General features: G+C 63.7%; 27 protein-coding genes. 18 read left to right on the top strand and 9 right to left on the bottom strand.

Annotated elements, in window-relative coordinates; all coding sequences use genetic code 11:
• The first annotated feature begins 28 nt into the window (after positions 1 to 28).
• Positions 29 to 595 carry a DUF6101 family protein gene (locus AC1D0N_RS10520; RefSeq protein WP_477243492.1) on the top strand — a complete coding sequence of 189 codons (567 nt, stop codon included), beginning with the start codon at positions 29 to 31 and terminating at the stop codon, positions 593 to 595.
• Between the two features lie 89 nt (positions 596 to 684).
• On the opposite strand, the gene ubiA is transcribed toward AC1D0N_RS10520, so the two are convergent.
• Both ubiA and AC1D0N_RS10530 read right to left on the bottom strand, forming a co-directional pair.
• Entirely contained in the window at positions 685 to 1668 is a 984-nt protein-coding gene (ubiA, locus tag AC1D0N_RS10525) for a 4-hydroxybenzoate octaprenyltransferase (RefSeq protein ID WP_477243494.1), read from the bottom strand.
• Positions 1669 to 1714: 46 nt separating this feature from the next.
• Positions 1715 to 2623 carry a LysR family transcriptional regulator gene (locus AC1D0N_RS10530; RefSeq protein WP_477243495.1) on the bottom strand — a complete coding sequence of 303 codons (909 nt, stop codon included), beginning with the start codon at positions 2621 to 2623 and terminating at the stop codon, positions 1715 to 1717.
• Between the two features lie 93 nt (positions 2624 to 2716).
• Between AC1D0N_RS10530 and AC1D0N_RS10535 the strand changes: the two genes are divergently transcribed.
• Both AC1D0N_RS10535 and purD read left to right on the top strand, forming a co-directional pair.
• The gene (locus AC1D0N_RS10535) at positions 2717 to 3511 is read left to right on the top strand and encodes a phytanoyl-CoA dioxygenase family protein (protein WP_477243497.1); all 795 of its coding nucleotides are present in this window, start codon (positions 2717 to 2719) and stop codon (positions 3509 to 3511) included.
• A 162-nt stretch (positions 3512 to 3673) separates the two neighbouring features.
• The gene (gene purD, locus AC1D0N_RS10540; protein ID WP_477243498.1) at positions 3674 to 4951 is read left to right on the top strand and encodes a phosphoribosylamine--glycine ligase; all 1278 of its coding nucleotides are present in this window, start codon (positions 3674 to 3676) and stop codon (positions 4949 to 4951) included.
• A 14-nt stretch (positions 4952 to 4965) separates the two neighbouring features.
• Here purD and AC1D0N_RS10545 read toward each other — a convergent pair whose 3' ends face one another.
• The 3 genes from AC1D0N_RS10545 to AC1D0N_RS10555 all read right to left on the bottom strand — a co-directional run bounded on the left by AC1D0N_RS10545 (position 4966) and on the right by AC1D0N_RS10555 (position 7045).
• Positions 4966 to 6102, bottom strand: a complete 1137-nt coding sequence (locus tag AC1D0N_RS10545; RefSeq protein WP_477244014.1) for a glycoside hydrolase family 25 protein — start codon at positions 6100 to 6102, stop codon at positions 4966 to 4968.
• A gap of 155 nt (positions 6103 to 6257) precedes the next feature.
• Positions 6258 to 6761 (bottom strand): GNAT family N-acetyltransferase, encoded by a 504-nt coding sequence (locus AC1D0N_RS10550; protein WP_477243500.1) that lies wholly within the window; start codon positions 6759 to 6761, stop codon positions 6258 to 6260.
• Complete coding sequence (locus AC1D0N_RS10555; protein WP_477243502.1) at positions 6758 to 7045, bottom strand: type II toxin-antitoxin system TacA family antitoxin; 288 nt, start codon at positions 7043 to 7045, stop codon at positions 6758 to 6760. The genes AC1D0N_RS10550 and AC1D0N_RS10555 overlap by 4 nt, the downstream gene beginning before the upstream one ends.
• A gap of 189 nt (positions 7046 to 7234) precedes the next feature.
• Between AC1D0N_RS10555 and AC1D0N_RS10560 the strand changes: the two genes are divergently transcribed.
• Together AC1D0N_RS10560 and AC1D0N_RS10565 are read left to right on the top strand one after the other, a co-directional pair.
• Positions 7235 to 9004: an acyl-CoA dehydrogenase gene (locus tag AC1D0N_RS10560; protein ID WP_477243504.1), complete on the top strand. Its 1770-nt coding sequence runs from the start codon at positions 7235 to 7237 to the stop codon at positions 9002 to 9004.
• Between the two features lie 35 nt (positions 9005 to 9039).
• The gene (locus tag AC1D0N_RS10565; RefSeq protein ID WP_477243506.1) at positions 9040 to 9792 is read left to right on the top strand and encodes a crotonase/enoyl-CoA hydratase family protein; all 753 of its coding nucleotides are present in this window, start codon (positions 9040 to 9042) and stop codon (positions 9790 to 9792) included.
• A gap of 32 nt (positions 9793 to 9824) precedes the next feature.
• On the opposite strand, the gene pdxH is transcribed toward AC1D0N_RS10565, so the two are convergent.
• Positions 9825 to 10442, bottom strand: a complete 618-nt coding sequence (pdxH, locus tag AC1D0N_RS10570) for a pyridoxamine 5'-phosphate oxidase (protein WP_477243508.1) — start codon at positions 10440 to 10442, stop codon at positions 9825 to 9827.
• A gap of 41 nt (positions 10443 to 10483) precedes the next feature.
• Between pdxH and AC1D0N_RS10575 the strand changes: the two genes are divergently transcribed.
• From AC1D0N_RS10575 to AC1D0N_RS10590, 4 genes are all read left to right on the top strand, one after another.
• A complete protein-coding gene (locus tag AC1D0N_RS10575) occupies positions 10484 to 10960 on the top strand; it encodes an RT0821/Lpp0805 family surface protein (RefSeq protein ID WP_477243510.1) in 477 nt (158 codons plus the stop codon).
• A 98-nt stretch (positions 10961 to 11058) separates the two neighbouring features.
• Positions 11059 to 11991: a DnaJ C-terminal domain-containing protein gene (locus AC1D0N_RS10580; protein WP_477243512.1), complete on the top strand. Its 933-nt coding sequence runs from the start codon at positions 11059 to 11061 to the stop codon at positions 11989 to 11991.
• A 108-nt stretch (positions 11992 to 12099) separates the two neighbouring features.
• Complete coding sequence (gene fabI / locus AC1D0N_RS10585) at positions 12100 to 12918, top strand: enoyl-ACP reductase FabI (RefSeq protein WP_477243514.1); 819 nt, start codon at positions 12100 to 12102, stop codon at positions 12916 to 12918.
• A gap of 41 nt (positions 12919 to 12959) precedes the next feature.
• Positions 12960 to 13547 (top strand): histidine phosphatase family protein, encoded by a 588-nt coding sequence (locus AC1D0N_RS10590; protein WP_477243516.1) that lies wholly within the window; start codon positions 12960 to 12962, stop codon positions 13545 to 13547.
• Positions 13548 to 13550: 3 nt separating this feature from the next.
• On the opposite strand, the gene AC1D0N_RS10595 is transcribed toward AC1D0N_RS10590, so the two are convergent.
• Positions 13551 to 14267 carry a carbonic anhydrase gene (locus AC1D0N_RS10595; RefSeq protein ID WP_477243518.1) on the bottom strand — a complete coding sequence of 239 codons (717 nt, stop codon included), beginning with the start codon at positions 14265 to 14267 and terminating at the stop codon, positions 13551 to 13553.
• Positions 14268 to 14478: 211 nt separating this feature from the next.
• Positions 14479 to 14733, bottom strand: coding sequence for a DUF1344 domain-containing protein (locus tag AC1D0N_RS10600; RefSeq protein ID WP_477243520.1), 255 nt, complete (start codon positions 14731 to 14733; stop codon positions 14479 to 14481).
• 182 nt (positions 14734 to 14915) lie between these two features.
• On the opposite strand from AC1D0N_RS10600, the gene aroC reads away from it, so the two are divergent.
• Positions 14916 to 16016: a chorismate synthase gene (aroC, locus tag AC1D0N_RS10605; protein ID WP_477243522.1), complete on the top strand. Its 1101-nt coding sequence runs from the start codon at positions 14916 to 14918 to the stop codon at positions 16014 to 16016.
• A 36-nt stretch (positions 16017 to 16052) separates the two neighbouring features.
• The gene (ribB, locus tag AC1D0N_RS10610) at positions 16053 to 17153 is read left to right on the top strand and encodes a 3,4-dihydroxy-2-butanone-4-phosphate synthase (protein WP_477243524.1); all 1101 of its coding nucleotides are present in this window, start codon (positions 16053 to 16055) and stop codon (positions 17151 to 17153) included.
• A 329-nt stretch (positions 17154 to 17482) separates the two neighbouring features.
• On the opposite strand, the gene AC1D0N_RS10615 is transcribed toward ribB, so the two are convergent.
• Positions 17483 to 18706: an MFS transporter gene (locus tag AC1D0N_RS10615; RefSeq protein WP_477243525.1), complete on the bottom strand. Its 1224-nt coding sequence runs from the start codon at positions 18704 to 18706 to the stop codon at positions 17483 to 17485.
• A 120-nt stretch (positions 18707 to 18826) separates the two neighbouring features.
• Here AC1D0N_RS10615 and AC1D0N_RS10620 point away from each other — a divergent pair, with 120 nt between their 5' ends.
• The 7 genes from AC1D0N_RS10620 (at position 18827) to dxs (ending at position 25118) form a co-directional block, all read left to right on the top strand.
• The gene (locus tag AC1D0N_RS10620) at positions 18827 to 19432 is read left to right on the top strand and encodes a TetR/AcrR family transcriptional regulator (RefSeq protein WP_477243527.1); all 606 of its coding nucleotides are present in this window, start codon (positions 18827 to 18829) and stop codon (positions 19430 to 19432) included.
• Between the two features lie 84 nt (positions 19433 to 19516).
• Positions 19517 to 20500 (top strand): hypothetical protein, encoded by a 984-nt coding sequence (locus AC1D0N_RS10625; protein WP_477243528.1) that lies wholly within the window; start codon positions 19517 to 19519, stop codon positions 20498 to 20500.
• A gap of 71 nt (positions 20501 to 20571) precedes the next feature.
• Positions 20572 to 21498: a histone deacetylase family protein gene (locus AC1D0N_RS10630; protein WP_477243530.1), complete on the top strand. Its 927-nt coding sequence runs from the start codon at positions 20572 to 20574 to the stop codon at positions 21496 to 21498.
• A 3-nt stretch (positions 21499 to 21501) separates the two neighbouring features.
• Positions 21502 to 21753: an exodeoxyribonuclease VII small subunit gene (locus tag AC1D0N_RS10635; protein WP_477243532.1), complete on the top strand. Its 252-nt coding sequence runs from the start codon at positions 21502 to 21504 to the stop codon at positions 21751 to 21753.
• A 45-nt stretch (positions 21754 to 21798) separates the two neighbouring features.
• The gene (locus tag AC1D0N_RS10640; RefSeq protein WP_477243533.1) at positions 21799 to 22065 is read left to right on the top strand and encodes a DUF2277 domain-containing protein; all 267 of its coding nucleotides are present in this window, start codon (positions 21799 to 21801) and stop codon (positions 22063 to 22065) included.
• 9 nt (positions 22066 to 22074) lie between these two features.
• A complete protein-coding gene (locus tag AC1D0N_RS10645) occupies positions 22075 to 22995 on the top strand; it encodes a pirin family protein (RefSeq protein WP_477243535.1) in 921 nt (306 codons plus the stop codon).
• A gap of 209 nt (positions 22996 to 23204) precedes the next feature.
• Positions 23205 to 25118 (top strand): 1-deoxy-D-xylulose-5-phosphate synthase, encoded by a 1914-nt coding sequence (dxs, locus tag AC1D0N_RS10650; protein WP_477243537.1) that lies wholly within the window; start codon positions 23205 to 23207, stop codon positions 25116 to 25118.
• Positions 25119 to 25153: the final 35 nt, after the last annotated feature.

A 25153-nucleotide genomic window follows, 5' to 3' on the forward strand; every position in this document is an offset into this window, starting at 1 on the left:
CTCTCAGGAGAAGACAGGAAGGCGTTAAATGAACAGTGTACTGAAGCCCGTTTGGGCTGGGCGCAACATGCGTCTCGACCCATTCCGCCTGCCGCAAGTGGTAAGCTATGCCACCCGCGACGACTATGGCGACGTGACCTTCACCATCGACCAGCGTGGCGCCGTCATCCGTCGCACGCTCGAGATGAGCGGCGTGCCGGCGATCATCGCTCTGCCCGCCAACGCGTTTCGCGGCGTCGCCGCCCGCGCGATGGAGGATCCGGAAGGCAATGTCACGGTGACGCTGGAACTTCTGCACAATGATCCGATGCTGTCGGTGCCGCTGCTGGTCGCCGACGATCTCGACGATGTCGCCGCCGACTGGCGCGCCTGGGCCGACGCCTATCGCCTGCAGATGCTGCTGATCGAAGCCGACGGCATCGCCCGCACGCTGGAGGAGTCGCTCGGCGCCGCCATCAAGGCGCTGCCGCCGCAGGACCGCCGCAAGGGCCGCGTCTCGACCACGCGCCGCCCGCGCTTCCTTGCCCGCCGCAGGGCCGGCGACCTCGGCCTCAGGCTGGTCGTCGACGGCCTGGAGATTATTTCCAGGGAGTGAGAGAAGCGGTCCGCGACAGCGGACGAAAAGCCAATTGCTTGGCTTTTCGAGCTTCGAGCGCCCTGAGCCTGCGAAGGGCCCGGGCGCCGCTACACCAGCGGCTTCAGCGTCACCCATAGCGCACCGCCGAGCAGGCCGAGAAAGATCAGCCAGCCGACCTGGTTGTTCGATTTGAACAGAAGCAGGCACTGGTCCGGATTGTTGATATCCAGCCTGGCTATCTGGCGCGCCATATGGGCGCCGGCGGCAATCAGCCCGGCCAGCGCCGGCACCGGCGCTTGGGCCGAGGCGAAGGCGATGGCAAAGCAGACCAGCGCCCCGCCATAGAGCCCGACGAGCCAGCTCTTGGTGTTGTCGCCGAACAGCCGCGCGGTCGAGCGTACGCCGACGATGGCGTCATCTTCCTTGTCCTGGTGCGCATAGATCGTGTCGTAGCCGATCACCCACAGGATCGAGCCGACATAGAGCATGACGGCAGGGCCATCGAGATCGCCGAACTCCACCGCCCATCCCATCAGCGCGCCCCACGAAAAGGCGAGGCCAAGCACCAGCTGCGGCCAGTTGGTGAACCGCTTCATGAACGGATAGACGGCGACGATGACCAGCGAAGCGATGCCGAGCGGGATGGCGAAGTCGTTGAATTGCAAGAGCACCGCCAGGCCGATCAATGCCTGGATGACGAGGAATATCCAGGCCTGCCGGCGTGTCGCCTTGCCTGATGGCAGCGGCCGCGAGCGCGTGCGCTCGACCTGGTTGTCGATGTCCTGGTCGACCAAATCGTTGTAGGTGCAGCCGGCGCCGCGCATGGCGATGGCGCCGATCAGGAACAGCAAGAGATACCACGGCGCCGGCAGCAGCGAGAGCAGCGGATCGCCGGGTCGGGGATAGGCAGTCGCGGCAAGCGCGGCGGACCACCAGCATGGCCACAACAGCAACTGCCAGCCGATCGGCCGGTCCCATCGGGCGAGCTGCGCAAAAGGCCATAGCCAGCGCGGCAGAACGCGGTAGACCCAATGGCCGCTCGGCGCGTCGGCGACACGGCCCTGAGCTGCTTTCGATTGCACGGTTTCCATACCGCTGGAGTGGCAGCAGCGGCGAAAGCCGTCAAGACCGATCTGATCAGGTGAAAATATCGTGGGCGGAGAACCAGCCTTTCGCCACATCGATGAAGGCCAGCGCGACATTCGACAGGCGCTGGCGCGTATCATGGGTCAGGATGATGCGCTGCATGGGCAGCGGATCGGCGAGCGGTTTGCAGATCAGCGGCAGGCCGTCATAGCTCAAGTCGCCATGCGGGCGGGTGTAGCTGACGGCGACGCCAAAACCATTGGCCACCATGCTGCGCTGCAGTTCGAACGAACTTGTCCTGGTGTCAGCCACCGGCGAAAGGCCACGGCTGCTGAACAGGTCGAGCATGTGCTGCCAGCTGTGCGGTTGGTCGGTGGTAATCAATGGATAGGCCGCGAGGTCCGCCAGGCTGACGGCCGCACGGCTGGCCAGAGCATGGCCGGCCGGCAGCAGTGCATGCGGCCTGAGCTCATGCAGCAGGATGCGGGCGAAATGGCTGGGCAGGCCGAGATCATAGCTGAGGCCGAGATCGATGGCAGAGTCGCTCAGCCGCCGTCCCAGCGTCTCGAACGTCTCGTCGCGGACGACGATCTCGACGCCCGGACACCGTTCCGAGAAGGCGCGGATCAGCGCCGGCGCGAAATAGGGCGCCAGATCCTCGAAACAGCCAAGCACCAGCTCGCCGGCGACAGCCGCCTCGCGCGATCCCAAGCTGGCAAGCTCGTCCGCCTCGGCCAGAACCTGTTTAGCCTTCGCCACCGCTGTCCGGCCGAACGAGGTCAGCGAGATGCCGCTGCCACGCTGGCGGACAAACAGTTTCTGGCCGAAATTCTTCTCGACATTGTCGATGGCCACCGAAATCGACGGCTGCGAGACGTTGAGCGTTCGCCCCGCCGCGGTGACGCTGCCGTGACGCGCCACGGCGACGAGATAACGCAGCTGTATCAAGGTCAAATTCATAGTCTGTTTCTATGTGTTGCATGGAAAGTAATTATTTTACCTGATGGGCGGTGGCTGCGATAGTCGGCCATCCCTTGAGAAGGAAGCGAACCGATGGCCACCCAACACATCGATGCCGAGACAATTGCCGACTACCAGCGCGATGGCGCGGTTTGCATCCGTGGCGCCTTCAAGGACTGGGTCGACACCATCGCCGCCGGCATTGAGCGCAACATCCAGAACCGCAGCACCACCGCGTCGGACATTGCCGATGGCCGCGGCAGTTTCTTCGACGACTATTGCAACTGGGAGCGCATCCCCGAATTCGCCAAGGTGGTGCGGGAATCGCCGGCCGCCGAACTGGCGGCGGCGGTGATGCAATCGCGCTCCGCCCAGTTCTTCCACGACCACGTGCTGGTCAAGGAACCCGGCACGCAGAAGCCGACGCCCTGGCATCAGGACATCCCCTACTACTTTGTCGACGGCCAGCAGACCGTCAGCTTCTGGATTCCCATCGATCCGGTGAAGGAGGCGACGTTGCGAGTGATCGCCGGCTCGCACAAATGGGACAAGATGATCCTGCCGGTGCGCTGGCTCGACGACAGCAATTTCTACGCCGGCGAGGGCGACTATCTGCCGGTGCCTGATCCCGACAACGATCCTTCCCTGAAGGTTCTCGAATGGGAGATGGAACCGGGTGACGCCATCTTGTTCGACTTCCGGACCGCGCATGGCGCGCGCGGCAACATGACCGCGGCCCGGCGCCGGGCGCTGTCGCTGCGCTGGGTTGGCGACGATGCGCGCTATGTCGAGCGACCCGGCCGCACCTCTCCGCCCTATCCCGGCCACGACATGAAGCCGGGACAGAAACTGCGCGAGGACTGGTTTCCCACCATCTTCAGCAGCTAAGCCGTCTTCCAGAGCTGACGGAAGCTGGCCGGTTCGACGCATCGGGGACGTTGATGCCCAACGTTCCCGTGCGCAATCGGTCTTGAGGGTCGCAAAAGTCTTGACCCGTCGCCCGGCGGGCAATAGCGCAGTCCTTGTCTTGGAATGGCAAGGGATGTTGGCATGCGCGTTTTATTGATCGGCTCCGGCGGCCGCGAACATGCCCTGGCCTGGAAGCTTGCCGCATCGCCGTTGCTGACCAAACTCTACGCCGCGCCCGGCAATCCGGGCATCGGCCGCGAAGCCGAGCTGGTGACGCTCGATATTGCCGATCATGCGGCGGTGACCGCGTTCTGCGCGGAGAAGAAAATCGACCTCGTCGTGGTCGGACCGGAAGGGCCGCTGGTCGCCGGCATTGCCGACGACCTGCGCGCCGCAAACATCCGCGTCTTTGGCCCTTCGAAGGCTGCGGCGCGGCTGGAAGGCTCGAAGGGCTTCACCAAGGATCTTTGTGCGAAATACAACATCCCGACCGCTGCCTATGGCCGCTTCGGCGATCTGGCGTCGGCCAGGGCCTATGTCGAAAAGATGGGTGCGCCGATCGTCATCAAGGCCGACGGTCTCGCCGCCGGCAAGGGCGTCACCGTCGCCATGACGCTGGATGAGGCGCTGGCCGCACTCGATGCCTGTTTCGACGGCTCCTTCGGCCAGGCCGGCGCCGAGGTCGTGATCGAGGAGTTCCTCACCGGCGAGGAAGCGAGTTTCTTCTGCCTGTGCGACGGCGTTACCGCCTTGCCCTTCGGCACCGCGCAGGATCACAAGCGCGTCGGCGACGGCGACACCGGCCCCAACACCGGCGGCATGGGCGCCTATTCGCCGGCGCCGGTGATGACGGCTCAGATGATCGACCGCACCATGCGCGAGATCATCGAGCCGACCATGCGCGGCATGGCTGAACTTGGCGCACCGTTTTCCGGCGTGCTGTTTGCCGGGCTGATGATATCGGACCAGGGCCCGAAACTGATTGAATACAACACCCGCTTCGGCGACCCGGAATGCCAGGTGCTGATGATGCGGCTGAAGGACGATCTCCTGGTTCTGCTCAATGCTTCCGCCGACGGCCAGCTTGCCCATACCTCAGTGCGCTGGCGCGACGAGGCCGCGCTGACCGTGGTGATGGCGGCGAGGGGCTATCCCGGTGCACCGGAAAAGGGCTCGGTCATCCGTGGCCTCGACGAAGCCGCAGGCGATGGCGTCGAGATATTTCACGCCGGCACCGCCATCAACAGCGGCGCGCTGGTCGCCAATGGCGGCCGCGTGCTCAACATCACGGCGACAGGCAAGACCGTCGGCGAGGCGCAAGAAAAAGCCTATGCCGCGCTCGATCGCATCGACTGGCCGGATGGATTCTGCCGCCGCGACATCGGCTGGCAGGCTGTGGCTCGTGAAAAGGTTCGCTGAACCTCGACACGGCTCTAAAATGGGCGGGACAGACCTTTGCCGCTGGTGCGGTCGAGTCCCGTCGAAGCCGTGCTGACCGGGTCGGCCGCCGCGGTGAAGGCGGCCTCGAGCTGTGCCGGCGAACGCTGCTCGGTCCGCTTCCAGGCGACATATTGGACAATACCGAAATTCGGCCGCCGCGGCACCGTCTTCACCACCGGCATGCGGAAGCCGTCGCGGAACCTCGACCAGCGTGCGCCGATGACCGCGACCATCTCCTCGACCGTCGGCGGTGTCGCCACCGATGCGTAGGTGATGGTGACATTGCCGGCCAGGCCCGCCTCGCGCGAAACCGGCACCGGTATCGAGGCGAGATAGTCCGCCGGCACGTCGATCAGCCCGCCGAAGGACCATTGCTGGCGCAGCGCAGCTGCATCCATCGGCGCCACATTGACATCGATGTCGTTGGGCGTGCCCGCGACCCGATAGGGGCAGTGCAATCGGCCGCAATTGGCCTGCGCCGAAAACTGCCACAGCGCATAGCCTTGCCAGTTGCCCATCGGAAAATGGACGTCGATGTCGGGCTTGTAGCGCGCGTACCAGAGCGGCAGCCGCGACAAGAGCCGGTACCTGTAGCGGTTGTCGGCGATGTACTGGGCTGTCTTGCCGTTGGTGTAGAGCACCGGGAAGCGGCCAACGCGTCGATGCACCTGGCGCACGAACTCCTCGGCATCCTCGAGCGACATCCACTGCGTCGGGTCATTGCCCTCGACATCCAGGGCCATCAGGTCGTCCGGCGCCGGTTCGGCGAAATCGATGAAACTGTTGGCCTGATCGACCGGATTGCCGGGGCGGGCGAGGTGATAGGCGCCCCATTTCAGCCCGAGCGCCTTGGCCACCACCTTGCGCGTCTGGAACAGTTCGCGCGTCACCGCATAGCGTTTCCACAGCGTCTTGCAGAGCCGCACCTCGGTCTCGTCGCCGGTGCAGAAATAGGGCGGCGGCAGTCCGTCGGAGGCCTTGTTGATGAAGCCGACGACGCGCTTGTCGGTGGCCATTTGCGCCCAGTCGATGGAATTGTATTCGTAGGCGTCGATGACCAGCGCGCGGTCGGCGTTCTTCCACGGCTCGGCGAAATCCGAGGCCTGTGCGGCCGATGTCAGCGCCACCATCGCCGCGAGAGCGAGCGCTGAGCGGCGAAAAAGATGCGCCGGCGTTTTCAAACAGGGTGTCCCCGCTGACCAAACACCGATGGTGAACCGCTATGGTTAAGGAAATGCTTATCGGCGGATCAGCAGAGGAGGGGGCCGTTCAGAGCACGGCGACGTTAGCCAAAGAGCTTCAACGCTGTGGCTATGGGCAGGAACAGCGACAGCGGGCGGCTCTCAAATGGCATGAAGCCATGCTTGCGATAGAAAGCGGCAGCCTGATCATCCTTGGCATCAACGATCAACGCAAAGGACGCAGGCGCTGCCTGGACGCTGCGTCGAAACGCGTCCACGATCAGCGCCGTTCCGACTTGCCGTCCTTGGTATCGGGTGTCGACCGCCAGTCTGCCGATCAGTATCGCGGGCAGGACGGGATAGCGGGGCAGGCGCTTCGTCAAGTCTTCCGGCAACGATGCGATGGGCACGCTTGATGCCGCCAGGGTGTAGTAGCCCGCAACAGCACCGCCGTTGCCATCAACGGCAACGAAGCAATTGCTGACCCGGCGTTTGATGTCTTGGTTCGCTTGTTCACTGAGATAGCGGTCGAGCGCCAACACACCACAACTGAAAGTCGTGCGATCATGCGATCCGCTGAGCGGCTCGATGATCAGCTTGAGACTCACCGGGATTCGACGACAAGTCGCTTGTAGGCGGCGGCCGCTTTACGCAACGCTTCATTGGGTTCGGGCGGATTGAGAATGGCCTCTACCAGAGCGCGCTGATCCTCGATGGACAGGCGGATGATAGCAGTCTCCTCAATGGTGCGTTGTGCAGCTTCTTGTGCCGCGAAGACCACGAAGTCGCTGACGCTGCGGCCCTGGATTTCGGCTGCACGTTTCACCACACTCAGCATATCTGGCGAAATACGAGCTTCAAGACGGGCAGTACGGGTCTGTTGGTTTGGCATCATTTCACCTCTTGGGCATGAATGTACGGTGATTGACCGTACATTTCAAGGGAGGCTTCTTTTGCAAAATCCGCGTGACAAAGTTTGACGTTTACGTAAAAAGAAGATGGGAGACCGCCCAAAGGCGGATGGTTTTGCGGCCGCGCTGGTCCTAGGGTCGGCCCGCAAAGGTAGGGAGGAGCAAGCGGCATGTACAAGGCACCGGTCGAGGATATTGCCTTCACGCTGAAGCACGTCGCCGGGCTCAAGCCGGCGCTCGATGCCGGCACCTTTGGCGATCTCGGCGAAGATCTTGTCGACGCCATCCTGGCCGAGGCCGGCCGCTTTGCCAGCGAAGAGGTGGCGCCGCTCTACAAGATCGGCGACGAGCAAGGTGCCGCGCTGAAGGGCGCCGCCGTTACCATGCCGCCCGGCTGGAAGGCGCTCTATCGCCACTGGATCGACGGCGGCTGGAACGCGCTGTCGGGGCCTGAAGAGTTTGGCGGCCAGGCGCTGCCGACCATGCTCGGCGTCGCCGCGCTCGAAATGTGGAACTCCGCCGCCATGGCCTTCGGCATCGGCCCGACGCTGACCATGGGTGCGGTCGAAGCGCTGGACAAGCATGCTTCCGAGGCGCTGAAGGCGAAGTATCTGGCCAAACTCGTGTCCGGCGAATGGATGGGCACGATGAACCTGACCGAGCCGCAGGCGGGTTCCGACCTCGCTGCCTTGCGCGCCCGCGCCGAGCCAGTCGGCGACGGCACCTATCGCATCTTCGGCCAGAAAATCTTCATCACCTATGGCGAGCACGATTTCACCGACAACATCATTCATCTGGTGTTGGCGCGGCTGCCCGATGCACCGGCTGGCACGCGCGGCATATCGCTGTTCCTGGTGCCGAAATTCCTGGTCGGCGACGATGGGTCGCTCGGCGCCCGCAACGATGTCTTCTGCTCCGGGCTCGAGCACAAGCTGGGCATCCATGCTTCGCCGACCTGCACCATGATCTATGGCGATGGTTTCCAGGGCACGACGCCCGGCGCCATCGGCTGGCTGATCGGCGAGGAGAACAAGGGCCTCGCCTGCATGTTCACCATGATGAACAATGCCCGGCTTTGCGTCGGCATGCAGGGCGTCGCAGTCGCCGAAGCCGCGACGCAAAAGGCGATCGCCTATGCCAATGACCGCCGGCAAGGCAAGGCTGCAAGCTACAACGGCGCCGGCATGGCGCCGATCGTCCATCACCCGGACGTGCAGCGCACGCTGCTGACCATGAAGGCACTGACGCAGATCGCGCGCGCCATCAGCTATTCCTGCGCCCACGCCATCGACAGCGCGCGCGTGTCCACCGGCGACGCGGCGACGCATTGGCGCGACCGCGCCAATCTGTTGACGCCTTTGGCCAAGGCCTTTTCCACCGATGTCGGCGTCGACGTCGCCTCGCTTGGCGTCCAGGTGCATGGCGGCATGGGTTTCATCGAGGAGACGGGTGCGGCAGCGCTCTATCGCGATGCCCGCATCGCCCCGATCTATGAAGGCACCAACGGCATCCAGGCGATTGATCTGGTGGCGCGCAAACTGCCGCTCGGCGGCGGCGAGCATGTGCACGGCTACATCGCCGAACTGGCAGCTGTCGCTAATGCGGTACGGACCTCCAACCTTGAGGGGTTTGGCCGCACCGCCGATATGCTCGACAAGGCGCTCGAGGATCTCACGCAAGCCACGCGCTTTCTGCAGCAGCTGACGGCCGATGGACAGAACGACGCAGCGCTTGCCGGCGCCACGCCCTATCTCAGGCTGATCTCGCTTGCCGCCGGCGGCGCCTATCTGGCGCGGGGCGGGCTTGCCGACCAGAACCGCATCGCCCTTTGCCGCTTCTTCGCCGAAAACCTGCTCGGCGAGACACATGCTTTGAAGGCACGCATTCTCGACGGCGCCGAAAGCCTTGCTCTTGCCGGCCAGACGTTGATCTCCGCCTGAATTCTCCGCTTGACGTTCACCAGGGAAAAAAGACCGTGACAGACCATATTCTCGTCGAGCGCCAGGGCGCCATCCAGATCATCCGCATGAACCGTCCGGACAAGAAGAACGCGCTGACGCGCGCCATGTACGCGACGATGTCGGCGGCCCTGGCGTCGGGCGATGCCGATCCGGCGGTCCGCGTTCATGTCTTCCTCGGCGTTCCCGGTGCCTTCTCGGCCGGCAATGACCTCGCCGATTTCCTGGTCGTCGCCACTGGCGGCGACGGCGGCACCGAGGTCTGGGATTTCCTGATGGCGCTGGCCAAGGTGGAAAAACCTCTAGTCTCCGGCGTCGACGGCATCGCCGTCGGCATCGGCACCACGCTCAATCTTCATTGCGACCTCACCTTCGCCACGCCGCGCACGGTCTTCCGCACGCCCTTCGTCGATCTCGGCCTGGTGCCCGAGGCGGGATCCAGCCTGCTCGCCCCGCAGATACTGGGGCGCCAGGGCGCCTTCGCGCTGCTTGGGCTCGGCGAGGGTTTTTCGGCCGAACGGGCAAAAGCCGCCGGACTGATCTACGAAGTGGTCGAGGAAGACGCGCTCGAGGTTTCGGTTCTCGCCGCTGCCGGCCAGATCGCGGCCAAGCCGCCGCAGGCGCTGAAGATTGCCCGCGACCTGATGCGCGGTTCGCGTGAAGACCTTGTCGCCCGCATCGGCGAAGAGAGCGCCCATTTCCGCGAGCGGCTCAAATCCGACGAGGCGCGCGCTGCCCTAACCGCCTTCATGACGCGAAAAAAAGCCTGAGCCTGTTTTCTCAGGGATAAAGCCCCGTCTTCTCAGGGATAAAGCCTGGTCTTGTCCCAGCCGCCCCTGGCGTTGCGGGAAAAGACGACGCGGTCATGCAGCCGGAACGGCCGGTCGTGCCAGAACTCGATCGTCTGCGGCACGATGCGGAAGCCCGACCAGTGCTTTGGCCGAGGTATCTCGCCGATCGGATAGCGCGCCGTGTATTCGGCAACGGCCTTTTCCAGGGCGAAGCGGCTTTCCAGCGGCCGCGACTGTTTCGAGGCCCAGGCACCGATGCGGCTGCCGCGCGGACGCGTCGCGTAATAGGCATCGGCTTCCGCGTCGCTGACGATCTCCACCGGCCCGCGGATGCGCACCTGCCGGCGCAGCGATTTCCAGTGGAAACACATAGCCGCCTTCATGCTGCCAAGAATCTCGCGGCCCTTGGCGCTCTCGAAATTCGTGTAGAAGACAAACCCCTCCTCATCGAACCCCTTGAGCAGCACCATCCGCACATCCGGCATGCCATCGGCATCGACGGTCGCCAGCGCCACGCCGTTGGGGTCGTTGACTTCGCTCTTCGTCGCATCGTCCAGCCATGCGGCAAAGAGGCGGAAAGGTTCGCCGGCCTCGGTAAAGTCACCGCTTGTTAACTCTGAGTCGCTCATAGTTTTCCCAAATTCTGTCGCTGGCTGGGGGAGATTGCCGATTGTCGCGTATCGCGCAAGCTTTTGACAGCAGGCAATGGAGCGTTATCGCTTCGGCCAGCGTCAACGCTGCGATCATGAGGGTTGCGATCGTGGCGACTGCTTTGCCGCTCGCCGCTTGCGGGGCAGGCGGCTTCAGCCTCGAAAAGGCCGAGGTCGATCGTTCGCTCCTCACCTCAAGTGCGCCTGACCCGACCGCGCCGCTAGATCAGGATCGCGCCTCCGACCAGACCACGATCCGCAACGCCGTGTCTTCCGCCGACATCGAGGAACTTGCCGGACAGGCCGTGCCCTGGGCGAATTCCGGCACCGGGTCGCGCGGTTCGATCACCGAGCTGGTCGAACTCGAGGACAACGGCCAGACCTGCCGTCGTTTCAAAGCCTCGCGCGAAAGCTTCGATGGCGTCGCGATGTTCCAGGGCGAAGTGTGCCTGGCCGGCGCCGGCGCCTGGCGCGTGCAGGACTTCAAGGCGCTCTGATATTCACGTCGATATCAGGTTCACGGCACTGGAATTTCTTCCTATACAGACGCATATAAAAGGCGACTGTAAATTCACCCCTCTTGCAGGCAGGAATCATGCGCGACCCCTATGAGGTGCTGGGCGTTGCCAAGAACGCATCGGCCAAGGACATAAAATCAGCGTACCGCAAACTCGCCAAGAAGCATCATCCGGACCAGAATCCGAATGATCCCAAGGCGAAGGACCGTTTTGCCGCTGCCAACCAGGCTTACGAGATCGTCGGCGACGAGAAGAACCGCGCCGCTTTCGATCGCGGCGAGATCGACGGCGATGGCAAGCCGCGTTTTCAGGGCTTTGAGGGTGCGGCGGGCGGTGGCGGCGATCCCTTCGGCGGCTTTCGCCGGCAGCAAGGCGCCGGCGGCTCGCGATTCGAGTTTCGCTCGGGGCGTCCAGGCGGCGATCCGTTCGATGGCAACAGCGACATCTTCAGCCAGATCTTTGGCGATGCCTTCTCCGGGCAGCGCGGCGCCGGCGCGGGCGATCGCCGCCAGGCGCCGACCGGCGCCGACCTCAACGTGACGCTTGACGTCACCATCGAGGAAGCGGCGACTGCCGAGAAGGTGACGGCGATGTTCCCGGACGGCCGCAAGGTCGCGGTCAAGCTGCCCACCTATGTCGAGGACGGCCAGACCATCCGGCTGAAGGGGCAGGGCGAGCAAGGGCCTGGACAGCCGGGCGATGCGCTGGTCAAGATCCACATCCGTCGCCATCCACGCTACCGCGTCGAGGGCCGCGACCTGCATGCCGACCTGCCGGTGGCGCTGGCCGATGCGGTGCTGGGCGCCAAGGTGCCGGTCGAGACGCCGACCGGCAAGCTGGCGGTCAACGTTCCCGCCTGGTCGAGCTCGGACAAGGTTTTGCGGCTGAAGGGCCGTGGCCTGCCGGAAAAAGCCGGTGGTCACGGCGATCTCTATGCCCATGTGCGGCTGATGCTGCCGGAGGGCGGCGACAGCGAACTTGAGGCGCTGATGCGCGGCCGAAAAGGCTAGAGCCGGCGTTTTGTCCCCCGAACTGTCGGTTTTGTGCGCTTGAAGGGACTCTGTGCCTGTGCGATAGGCTCTCTCCACAAAGCAGAAAATCTTGCGGAGAGCGCTCACATGGCGGGTGGACAGGGCATTATGGCCGGCAAACGCGGGCTTATCCTTGGCGTCGCGAACAACAGGTCGATCGCCTATGGCATCGCCAAGGCCTGCGTCGACCATGGCGCTGAGATCGCGCTGACCTATCAGGGCGAGGCGTTCAAGAAGCGCGTCGAGCCGCTGGCAGCGGAACTCAACGCCCATGTCGCCGGCCATTGCGACGTCACCGATCCGGCAAGCCTCGATGCGGTGTTCGCCGACATCGCCAGGCACTGGGGCAAGCTCGATTTCCTCGTCCACGCCATCGCCTTTTCCGACAAGGACGAGCTGACCGGCCGCTATGTCGAGACGACGCGCGACAATTTCCTGCGCACCATGGACATCTCGGTGTTTTCCTTCACCACTATAGCCAAGCGCGCCGAGCCGCTGATGACCGATGGCGGCTCGCTGCTGACGCTGACCTACTATGGTGCCGAAAAAGTGATGCCGCATTACAACGTCATGGGCGTCGCCAAGGCGGCGCTGGAAGCCAGCGTGCGCTATCTCGCCGTCGACCTTGGCGGCAAGAAGATCCGCGTCAACGCCATCTCCGCCGGGCCGATCAAGACGCTTGCCGCGTCCGGCATCGGCGACTTCCGTTACATCCTGAAGTGGAACGAATACAATTCGCCGCTGAAGCAGACAGTGACGCAGGAGGAGGTCGGTGATTCCGGCGTCTATTTCCTGTCCGACCTGTCGCGCGGCGTCACCGGCGAGATCCATCATGTCGATTCCGGCTATCATGTCGTCGGCATGAAGGCGGTCGACGCACCGGATATTTCGACCGTCAAGGACTAGCCCTCCGCCTCCGCCTGAACGACGTATCTCCGAAAGACCTGATGTATCCGCTCGTCTACATCGTGCGCCACGGCCAGACGCAGTGGAACGCTGACTTCCGGCTACAAGGGCAGGCCGATACAGACATCAACGCGCTCGGCCGCGAGCAGGCGACTGAAAATGGCCGACATCTGGCTGAATTTGTCCATAACCCCGAAGATTTCGACTTTGTCGCCAGCCCGATGCGCCGCACGCGCGAGACGATGGAGCGCATCCGTGCGGCGATGCATCTCGATCCGCACGGCTACCGCACCGATCCGCGGCTGGTCGAGGTGCACTTTGGCGACTGGCAGGGTTTCACCTTTGCCGAACTCGAGGCCAGGAATCCCGGCTCGACCAAGGCGCGCCGTCGGGACAAATGGAATTTTCAGCCGCCGGGCGAGGGCGCTGAGAGCTACCAGATGCTGCTCGAACGGATAAGGCCGTGGCTCTATGCGCTCGACCGCCAGACGGTCTGCGTCACCCATGGCGGCGTCATACGGACCTTGTTTCGTCTGGTGGAAGGTGTTTCCGAACGAGAGGCGGCGCGCCTAGAAGTGCCTCAGGATCGGCTGCTCCGGCTGGATGGCCGGAGCCTGGAGTGGCTGTAGCTGTCAATCGATGTAGGTCACCTCACCCGTTTGTAGGTCATAGATCGCCGCGACGATCTTTAGCGTCCCCGCCGCGGTGAGACCGGCCAACAGCTTGCTCGAAACGGTCAGCCGCCGCGCGGTCCTGCGCGCGCTCTCTTTGGCGGCGTTGTCGACGAAATCGCCCTTTTCGCTTTGCACGGCGATCGCCGCCGGCAGGATTGGTTCGATCATTGGGCCGATCGCGCCCGGATAGGTGGCGTTCTTGGCGACCACGTCGCAAGCCGCCTTGACGGCGCCGCAGCTTGTGTGCGCGAGGACGACGATCAACGGCGAGCCGAGCACCGCCGCGCCGTATTCGACCGTGCCGAGCGTGGCTGTGTCGACGAGATTGCCGGCATTGCGGGCGACGAACAGTTCTCCAATGCCGTGGCCGCCGAAGATCAACTCCGGCGGAACGCGACTGTCGGCGCAACTGATGATCGTGGCCCAGGGCGCCTGATGTGCGGCGACTGCGTTCCGCTGCGCGGCAAGGTCGATCGAGCAGAGTTCCGGGTGGCTGACGTAGCGTTCGTTGCCGGATTTCAGCGCAGCAAGCGCTTCATCGGGGGGCAGTGCGGGCGCAGCTTCTGCGGCGCGTGCCGACCAGGAAACCCCACCAAAACCGATCGCGACGAGCCCCGCGCCGACCTTGAGAAAATTCCTCCGGTCGACCCCTTTGCGCTTGCAGTCGCTGCACATTGTTCGGCTCCATCGCCGATCTTCTGATGGTGGTCGAAATCCACCGTGGCTTTATCTGCGAACTGAGATTGCGCCCAAGAAACGGCGCTGGCAAGGGTCAGCCTTTACCCAAGCGCTTCAGCGCCGGGAGTCGAAACGGGGTGATGACAGACGAAGGCTCAGCCGTTCCAAAATGGCGCAAGCGCCTTGCAAAGGCTGGTGTCGGAAAATCTTACTCGGTATCCGGCAGTTCCATGTCGGTGACGACATTCTCGCCATTGCTCACGTCATAGGCGATGACGATATCCATGCCCGGCTTCAGTGCATCGAGATCGGTTTCAGCGTTCAGCTTGTAGGATTTGCCGTCCTCCAGCGTCAGCGTCAGCGCGTCCTTGTCGATCGTCTTGATCAGGCCTTCGGTCTGGCCGGCATAGGCGGCGGTGGAAATCAGCAACACGGCGGCAACAGCGCCAATCAGGCTACGCATCATCGTCCTCTTGTCATTGCGCCGGCACGATGGCGGCGAGTGTCCAACGGGTGAATGGAACAGAGCAGAAACCAACCGAATGTGTCAAAACTAAATCCGCCAGATCACAGTTTGACCCCTGTGGAAAACGCCAATAGAAGGCAGGCTTGAGCCGGCTCCGATGCCGGGCAGGGCTGTCTTCCATGTCTCACAACACGTTTGGCCATCTTTTCCGTGTCACCACCTGGGGCGAAAGCCATGGCCCGGCGCTCGGCTGCGTCGTCGACGGCTGTCCGCCCGGCATCCGCTTCACCCGTGCCGAAATCCAGGCCGATCTCGACAAGCGCCGCCCGGGCCAGTCGCGTTTCGTCACCCAACGTCGTGAACCCGACGAGGTGAAAATCCTGTCCGGCTTCATCCTCGATGAGGATGGCGAGACGATGATCACCACCGGCACGCCGGTGTCGATGCAGATCGACAATGTCGACCAGCGCTCCAAGGACTATGGCGAGATCGCCCGCCAGTACCGGCCGGGCCATGCCGACTACACCTACGACACCAAATATGGTGTGCGCGATTATCGCGGCGGCGGCCGCTCCTCGGCCCGCGAGACGGCGGCGCGGGTGGCAGCCGGCGCGCTTGCTCGCAAGGTGGTGCCCGGCATGGTGGTGCGCGGCGCGCTGGTGTCGATGGGCGTCAAATCGATCGACCGCGCCAACTGGAACTGGAATTTCATCGGCGACGCCGAAAACCCGTTCTTCACCCCCGATCCGGCCTCGGTCGCAGTCTTCACCCAATATCTCGACGGTATTCGCAAGGCTGGTTCCTCGGTCGGCGCGGTCATCGAGATCGTCGCCGACGGCGTTCCGGCCGGCCTCGGCGCGCCGATCTATGCCAAGCTCGACCAGGACATCGCCTCCGGCCTGATGTCGATCAACGCCGTCAAGGGCGTCGAGATCGGCAACGGTTTTGAGGCCGCCCGCATCACCGGCGAAGAGAATGCCGACGAGATGCGCATGGGCAATGACGGCAAGCCGGTCTTCCTGTCCAACAATGCCGGCGGCATCCTTGGCGGCATCTCGACCGGCCAGGCGATCATCGCGCGTTTCGCGGTCAAGCCGACCTCGTCGATCCTGACGCCGCGAAAGTCGATCGACAAGGACGGAAACGACGTCGATATCATGACCAAGGGCCGCCACGATCCCTGCGTCGGCATCCGCGCCGTGCCGATCGGCGAGGCGATGGTTGCCTGCGCCATTGCCGATCACTATCTGCGTCATCGCGGCCAGACCGGCCGCGTGTGACCTTCAACCTTGCAATTCGAGCGGAAGCGGGACGACATGCCTTACGACCAGAAGAAAATTGTCGAAGCCCTGCGCGCCTTCGAACGCGGCGAGATCGTCGTCGTCATGGATGATGACGGGCGCGAGAACGAGGGTGACCTGATCGTCGCCGCCGTCCACTGCACGCCGGAAAAGATGGCCTTCATCGTCCGCAACACTTCTGGCATCGTCTGCACGCCGATGCCGCGCGAGGAGGCCAAGCGGCTGAACCTGTCGCCGATGGTCGCCGACAATGATTCAGCCCACACCACAGCCTTCACCGTGAGCGTCGATTTCAAGCACGGCACCACGACCGGCATTTCGGCCGACGACCGCACGCTGACCGTGCGCAATCTCGCCAACGGCAACGTCGGCGCCTCCGATTTCGTCCGCCCCGGCCATATCTTCCCGCTGATCGCCCGCGAAGGCGGCGTGCTGATGCGTTCTGGCCATACCGAAGCCGCGGTCGACCTATGCAAGCTCGCCGGCTTGCCGCCTGTCGGCGTCATCTCCGAACTGGTCAACGATGACGGCACCGTCATGCGCGGGCCGCAGGTGCAGGCCTTCGCCGAAAAGCACAGTTTGAAGCAGATTTCGGTCGCCGACCTCATCGCCTATCGCCAGCGCAAGGAAACGCTGGTCGAGCGTGTCGCCTGTTCCGACATCGACACGCCCGGTGGCAAGGCGCAGGTCTTCACCTACACGCTGCCCTGGGATTCGATGCACCATGTGGCGATCGTCTTCGGCGATATCCGCGACGGCGAGGATGTGCCGGTGCGGCTGCATTCCGAGGACGTGGTCAGCGACGTGTTCGGCACCAGCCACAAGCTCGACGGCATCATGCAAGCGATGGGCGACCGCAAGCGCGGCGTCATCGTCTATCTCCGCGAGGGTTCTGTTGGTGTTGCGCATCAGGAGCGCAAGCGTCCCGCTCCCGCCGATCGCGAGGATCACGAAGAGGCGCGCCGCCGCGAAAACGAATGGCGCGAGATCGGACTGGGCGCGCAGATCCTGAAGGATCTCGGCATTTCCTCGATCAACCTGATCGCCTCGCGCGAGCGCCACTATGTCGGCCTCGAGGGCTTTGGCATCCATATCGCCAAGACCGAGATTTTGTAGTTCGTGCAAGAGTGACGCATCGGAAGGATTGCGGGCAGGTCGCATGCGTTGGCGATTGGCTGAAGCCTCCGTGCAGTCGTCATCCTATGGCGAAGCAAGGAGCGCAGCGACGCGGCGCAGACCATAGGATCCATGCCGTGAACTCGACACGCTGCGACGGTTCAGAATTCTGCTCCGCTGCACTCTACGGCAAAGTTCGCGGCATGGATCCCAGGGTCTCCGCGACGGAGCTTCGCTCCTGCTTCGCCCTGGGATGACGACGTCCCGGAGGCCGCTGCCAATTCTGAACGTCGGCACTATCGAGACAAACGGCTGGATGCTTGTCTACGTTATTCCGCAGGAACGGCGGCCGCGTTGCATTCGTCCAGATCGCATGTGTGGGTTGCCAAGCTGTGCTGGCCCGCGAGCACTGTGACCAATGCGATGACCCCCGACGCCACCGAGACCCAGAACCCGTTCTGGGCGCCATACGCATCCACCACCGCGCCGGCGGCGAAGGAACCGAGCGCCATGCCGATGCCAATGCCGGTGGTGACCCAGGTGATGCCCTCGGTCAGCATCGCCTCCGGCACGTGCCGCTCGATCAGGCCGAATGCCGTGATGAAGGTCGGCGAGATTGCTAAGCCGCTGGCGAAGACCGCCAGCGCCAGCAGCGGCACCGTGTCGGCAACCAGCAGCGGCAGCGTGGTGAGCGCGATGACGGCGACGGCAAAGGCAAGCTGGTGCTGCAGCGGCGTTCTCAGGCTCAGCGTGCCGATGATGATGCCGACGACGAACGATCCCAGCGCGTAGACGCCGATGACGAGGCTGGCGGCGCCCGGCAGGCCAAGCGCCTTGGTGATCGCCACGGTGCTCACTTCCGTGGTCGCGAAGGTGGCGCCGATGAAGATCAGGGCGAAGGTGATGATCTGAACCGCGCGCAGGCGGATTGCCGAGCCGCGCGAACCTTGTCCCACCGGTCGCACCCGTGGCTCGGTCGAGCGCTGCAGGATGAAGGCCATCGAGCCGAAGGCGAGGAACAATGTGCTCGCCAGCATGCCCGCTTCCGGAAACAGGGCGACACTCAGACCCACCGATAGCGATGCCCCTGCGACATAGACCAGTTCGTCCGCCGCCGACTCGAAGGCGAAGGCGGTGTTCATCTCGGGGCGATCGCGAAAAATCTCGGTCCAGCGCGCGCGCACCATTGCCGGGATGCTGGGCATGGCGGCGGCGAGCAGCCCCGACACGAACAGCGTCCATATCGGCCAGTGCTGATTGGCGGCCGCAATCAGGATCACGAAAGCGAGCACGGAAAGGACCGTGGTCGGCACGACAATGCGGGTCTGGCCAAGGCGATCCACCAGCCTTGATATCTGCGGCGCGAGAAATGCGTTGGCCAGTGCGTATGTCGCCGAGACGGCGCCGGCCAGCCAGTATTCGCCATGTGTCTGCGACAGCATGGCGACGATCCCGATCGGCGCCATGGCGATCGGCAGTCGGGCAACGAAGCCAGCGGCGGCGAAGCCTTTGGCGCCAGGGGCGCGAAAGATTTCCGAATAGGGGTTTTGCATGGTCTGGCTCCTCGACAAAGGCAGGTTCGACAATTACATACGTGGCGTATGATTGTTAAATAGAGCATACGCCACGTATGTCAATTGGCATACGCAGTGTATGTCAGTAGGGCCAGAACCATGCACAGACCCCGCAAGGAGATGATCGCAGAGACGCGTGCCAAGCTGGTGGCGGCCGCGCGCCAGGCTTTTGGCACCGTCGGCTATGCCGAGGCCTCGATGGATGATTTCACCGCATCGGCCGGGCTGACGCGCGGCGCGCTCTATCATCATTTCGGCGACAAGAAGGGACTGCTGCAGGCGGTGATCGCCGAGATCGACGCTGAAATGTTCGCCCGGCTGAAAGTCGTTTCAGCCAAAGCGGACACGCTCTGGAGCGGCTTTGTCGATGAATGCACGGCCTATATCGAAATGGCCCTGGAGCCGGAAATCCAGCGCATCGTGTTGCGCGACGGGCCGGCGGTGCTTGGCGATCCTTCGCAATGGCCGAGCCAGAACGAATGCATCCGCTTGATGACGGAGAACCTTCAAAGGCTGAGCGACGAGGGAACCATCGTCGGCGTCGATGCCGAAGCTGCGGCAAGGCTGATCAGTGGCGCCTCGCTGCATGCGGCGCAGTGGATCGCAAATTCGGACGATCCCGAAGCCACGTCGAAAAAGGCGGTGAAGGCCTTCAACATCCTTCTGGAAGGGCTGCTCAAGCGAACTGGCGATTTGCCGGGATAATTGGCAGTCGCCGGTCGGCCCGAGATTGACAATCGCCCGCCTGAGTTCATCCTCTGCGACCATCTCTGAGGGGAGATTCGGGACATGTGGGATTTCGAGATCGGCAGGTCGGTGTCCATCATGATCAGGACATGGCCCTTCATCGTCTTTCGCATGATCGTCTATTTCGGCATCACGCTGGCCTACATCGTGGCGACCGGTACTGGTGCCAGCGTCGGCTATGGCGTCGGCCATATCTCGACGGATCCTGACGGGCCGATGTCGTTTGCCCTGTGGGGCGGCGTGGTCGGTATCGGCGTCGTTTCGATCGCCGTCTACTGGATCCGCGAATACATCCTCTACATCGTCAAGGCCGGCCATATCGCGGTGATGGTCCACCTGATCGACGGCCGCGACGTCCCCGGCGGCCAGAGCCAGATCGCCTATGCCAGGGAAGTCGTGACTCAGCGTTTTGCCGAAGCCAACATCCTTTTCGTGCTCGACCAGTTGGTCAAGGGCGCCATCCGCGCCATCACCGGCCTGATCGGCGGCATTGCCGCCTTCCTGCCCATTCCCGGCTTGAGCGGCCTGGTCAGTTTCATCAACACCGTCATCCGCCTGTCGCTGACCTATGTCGACGAGATCATCCTCGGCTACAACATCCGCATCAATTCCGCCTCACCCTTTGAGACGGCGCGGCAAGGGGTCGTGCTCTACGCGCAGAACGGCAAGACCATGGTCAAGAACGCCGTCTGGCTGGCGGTGATCATGTGGGGTGTGTCCCTGGTCATCTTCCTGCTGATGCTGGCACCGGCCGGCGCCATTCTGTACCTCATGCCGGGGCAACTCGCAGGCTGGGCCTTCGTGCTCGCCATCGTCTTCGCCTGGGCCTTCAAGGCCGCCTTCATCGAACCCTTTGCCATCGCTTGCCTGATGCAGGTCTATTTCAAGACCATCCAGGGCCAGGTGCCGAACCCCGACTGGGACCGGCGGCTGGCCGAGGCGTCGTCGAAGTTCAGGGAACTGAAGGACAAGGCACTGGCCTCGTTCGGCGGCTCGCGCTGGACCCAGCCGACGCCCAACAGCTAAACCCTGTTGACCGTCGCCCTTTCCGGGCGTGAAAACATGGTCAAAGCGGCCGGGCGCGCCTATATCGGGACATGGTCACACGGCTCTACACCCACCCGATCTTTCTCGAACACCTGACACCGCCCGGTCATCCCGAGCGGCCCGACCGTTTGCGCGCCATCGAGCGCGTGCTCGACGACGAGGCCTTTGCCGCCCTCGATCGCGTCGAGGCGCCGGAAGGCGACGAGGCAACCATCCTCTATGCCCACCCGCAGGATTTCGTCGCCCGCGTCCGCGCCGCGATCCCCGAGACCGGCATCGTCTCGATCGATGCCGACACCAGCGCCAGCCCGAAAAGCTGGCAGGCCGCGGTGACGGCCATCGGTGCCGCCAACGCCGCCGTCGACGATGTCTTCCAGGGCCGTGCCGACAACGTCTTTGTCGCCGCGCGGCCTCCCGGCCACCATGCCGAAAAGACCACGGCCATGGGCTTTTGCCTGTTCAACACCGCGGCGATTGCCGCCCGCTATGCGCAGAACAAACACGGCGTCGAGCGCGTCGCCGTCGTCGACTGGGACGTGCATCACGGCAACGGCACGCAGGATATTTTCTGGGACGATCCGTCGGTGCTCTACTGTTCGACGCACCAGATGCCGCTTTACCCCGGCACCGGCGCCAAGGGCGAAACCGGCGCCGGCAACATCGTCAACGCGCCGCTGGCGCCGGAGACTGGCTCGGAGGTGTTCCGCGATGCCTTCCTGTCGCGGGTTTTGCCGGCGCTCGACAATTTCGCGCCCGACCTGATCATAATTTCCGCCGGCTTCGACGCGCACCATCGCGATCCGCTGGCACAGATCAACCTGACCGAGGACGATTTCGACTGGGCGACCGGCCAGTTGCTCGAGCGCGCTGCACGTCACAGCGGCAACCGCCTCGTCAGCCTGCTCGAGGGCGGCTACGATCTGCAGGGACTGGCATTTTCGGTCGCCGCCCACGTCGGGCGACTGATGAAAGGATAGAGGATGGCTGGCGAAGTGAACGAAGACGTCAAGGCGATGAGCTTCGAGCAGGCACTCGACGCGTTGGAAAAGATCGTCGATGATCTGGAACGCGGCGACGTGCCGCTCGACCAGTCGATCAAGATCTATGAGCGCGGCGAGGCGCTGAAGCTGCATTGCGACCGGTTGCTGAAGGCGGCCGAGGACAAGGTCGAGAAGATCAGGCTGTCGCGCGACGGCAAGCCGGTTGGCACCGAGCCACTCGACGCGGAATAGGTTGCAAAACGGGGCGGGCAGAGAAAGCAGGTAAGGAGTTCAAGCATGTGCAGAAACATCAAGACCCTGTTCAATTTCGATCCGCCGGCAACCCATGACGAGATCCGCGACGCCGCGCTTCAGTTCGTGCGCAAACTAAGCGGAACGACGCGGCCCTCGCAGCGCAATCAGGCGGCCTTCGACCGTGCCGTCGAGGCGATTGCCGAGTCGGCGCACGAACTGCTGCATTCCATGGAAACCAATCATCATCCGCGCAATCGCGAGGAGGTGGCGGCCAAGGCAAAGGCCAAATCGGCACTGCGCTTTGCCTGAGGACATCCGATGAGCTTCTTCCCCGGCAACGACCCGCAGCCTGGTGACGCCTTCGCCAGCGACCAGATCGAGCTGATGGTCATTCCGAACGCCAAGGACATTGGCGGTTTTCAGGTTCGCCGTGCCTTGCCGACTGCCAAGCGCCGGCTGGTCGGGCCGTTCATCTTCTTCGACCGCATGGGACCGGCCATCCTGCGCGCCGGCCAGGCGCTCGATGTCCGTCCGCATCCACATATCGGCCTGTCGACCGTCACCTATCTGTTCGACGGCAAGATCAGGCATCGCGATTCGCTCGGCACCGAAATGGTGATCCAGCCCGGCGACGTGAATTTGATGACCGCCGGCCGCGGCATCGTCCATTCCGAGCGCACCCCGGAAGAGTTGCGCGGCGCGCCGATGTCGGTCTCCGGCCTGCAGACCTGGCTGGCACTGCCGGATGGCAAGGAAGAGGTCGACCCGGTGTTCGAGAACACGGCGGCGCTCCGTCTGCCCGAAATCGACGCCGAGGGCGTCAACGGCCGCGTCGTCATCGGCGCGTTTTCCGGGCTGCGGTCGCCGGTAAGAGCCGACTCCGAGACGCTCTACGCCGATCTGAGGCTGGCGCCTGGCGCCAGTGTGAAGATCCCGGCCGACGCCGAGGAGCGCGCCATCTACACGCTGGAAGGCGAGGTTTCGATTTCCGGCGATCGCTTCCCGGCCGAGCGGCTATTGGTATTCAAGCCCGGCGACGAGATCATTGTCTCGTCGGAAACTGGTGCCCATTTCATGCTGTTCGGCGGCGCTTCGCTCGGCTCGCCGCGCTACATCTGGTGGAATTTCGTCTCCTCGTCGAAAGAACGCATCGAACAGGCCAAACAAGAATGGAAGACAGGCCGCTTCGATATCGTTCCTGGAGATGAGGAAGAGTTCATTCCGTTGCCGGACAATTAAGACCATGATCCCGAAAAGTGGGACCCGGTTTTCGGAAAAGATCATGGTCAAACAGGAGGACAGAGCCCCATCCCGGCTCTGTTGGGATGGATCAGGCTCTGGATCAGAACCATCCGCGTCACTGACACGCATTTACATTCGCTGGGCGGAGGCATATTTCGCCCATGATCGACGTGCATGAACATCATATCTGAGCAGGCCCCTTAACAGTGAACGCAACGCTGCACACACCGCTTCTCGACAAGGTCCGCATTCCGGCCGACCTGCGCACGCTTGCCGAAAGCGAGCTGCCGCAGCTGGCTGCGGAGCTTCGTGCCGAGCTGATCGATGCGGTGTCCCACACCGGTGGACATCTCGGCGCCGGCCTTGGCGTGGTCGAACTGACGGTGGCGCTGCACTACGTTTTCAACACACCGGACGACCGGCTGATCTGGGATGTCGGCCACCAGGCCTATCCGCACAAGATCCTCACCGGCCGCCGCGACCGCATCCGCACGCTGCGCCAGGAGGGGGGCCTGTCCGGCTTCACCCGCCGCGCCGAGAGCGAATACGATCCGTTCGGCGCCGCGCATTCGTCGACCTCGATTTCCGCCGGCCTCGGCATGGCGGCGGCGCGCGATCTGTCCGGCGGCCGCAACAATGTCATCGCCGTCATCGGCGACGGCGCCATGTCGGCCGGCATGGCCTATGAGGCGATGAACAATGCCGGCGCGCTTGATGCGCGCCTCATCGTCATCCTCAACGACAACGACATGTCGATCGCGCCGCCGACCGGCGCAATGAGCGCCTATCTGGCGCGTCTGGCCTCCGGCAAGACCTATCTGGGACTGCGTGATTTCGGCAAGAAGCTGACCTCCTATCTCGGCAAGCGCGCCGATCGCGCCATCACCCGGGCGGTCGAGCATGCACGCGGTTACGTCACCGGCGGCACGCTGTTCGAGGAGCTTGGCTTCTATCACATCGGCCCGATCGACGGGCACAATCTCGAGCATTTGATCCCGGTGTTGAAGAACGTCCGCGACAATGGCGACGGCCCGGTGCTGATCCATGTCGTGACCCAGAAGGGCAAGGGCTACGGGCCTGCCGAGGCCGCGCCCGACAAATATCACGGCGTCAACAAGTTCGATGTCATCACCGGCGCGCAGGCCAAGGCGCCGGCCAACGCCCCGAGCTACACCAAGGTCTTCGCCGAAAGCCTGGTCCAGGAAGCCCGTGTAGACGACCGCATCGTCGCCGTCACCGCCGCCATGCCGAACGGCACCGGCCTTGACCTGTTCGGCGAGGCGTTCCCGACAAGGGTTTTCGATGTCGGTATCGCCGAGCAGCATGCGGTGACCTTCGCCGCTGGCCTCGCCACCGAAGGCTTCAAGCCGTTCGCGGCGATCTATTCGACCTTCCTGCAGCGCGCCTACGACCAGGTCGTCCACGACGTGGCGATCCAGAAATTGCCGGTGCGCTTTCCCATCGATCGCGCCGGTTTCGTCGGCGCCGATGGCGCCACCCATTGCGGCGCCTTCGACACCACTTTCCTGGCGACGCTGCCCGGCTTTGTCGTCATGGCGGCGGCCGACGAGGCGGAACTGCGCCACATGGTGCGCACCGCGGCAAGCTACGATGATGGCCCCATCGCCTTCCGCTATCCGCGCGGCAATGGCGTCGGTGTCGACATGCCGGAACGCGGCTCGATCCTCGAAATCGGCAAGGGTCGCATCGTCAGGGAAGGCACCAAGGTTGCGCTGCTGTCCTTCGGCACGCGGCTGCAGGATTGCTTGGCTGCGGCTGAGGAGCTTGGCGCGGCCGGGCTTTCGACCACGGTTGCCGACGCCCGCTTCGCCAAGCCGCTCGACGAAGATCTGATCCGGCGGCTGGCCCGCTCGCACGAAGTGCTGGTGACGGTGGAAGAGGGCGCGGTCGGCGGCTTTGCCAGTCACGTGCTGCAGTTCCTCGCCCATGAAGGGCTGCTGGAAAGCGGCCTGAAGGTGCGCCCGCTGGTGCTGCCCGACGCGTTCACCGATCACGCCAAGCCTGAAAAAATGTATGCCGATGCCGGGCTGGATGCGGCCGGCATCGTGCGCACCGTTTTCGTCGCCTTGGGCCACACCGCTCGCGCCCAGCGCGCCTGAATCAAAATCTTAAAGCCCTGAATCGGTTTGTCGGC

This window comes from Mesorhizobium sp. P2_E10 (genome assembly GCF_056404235.1).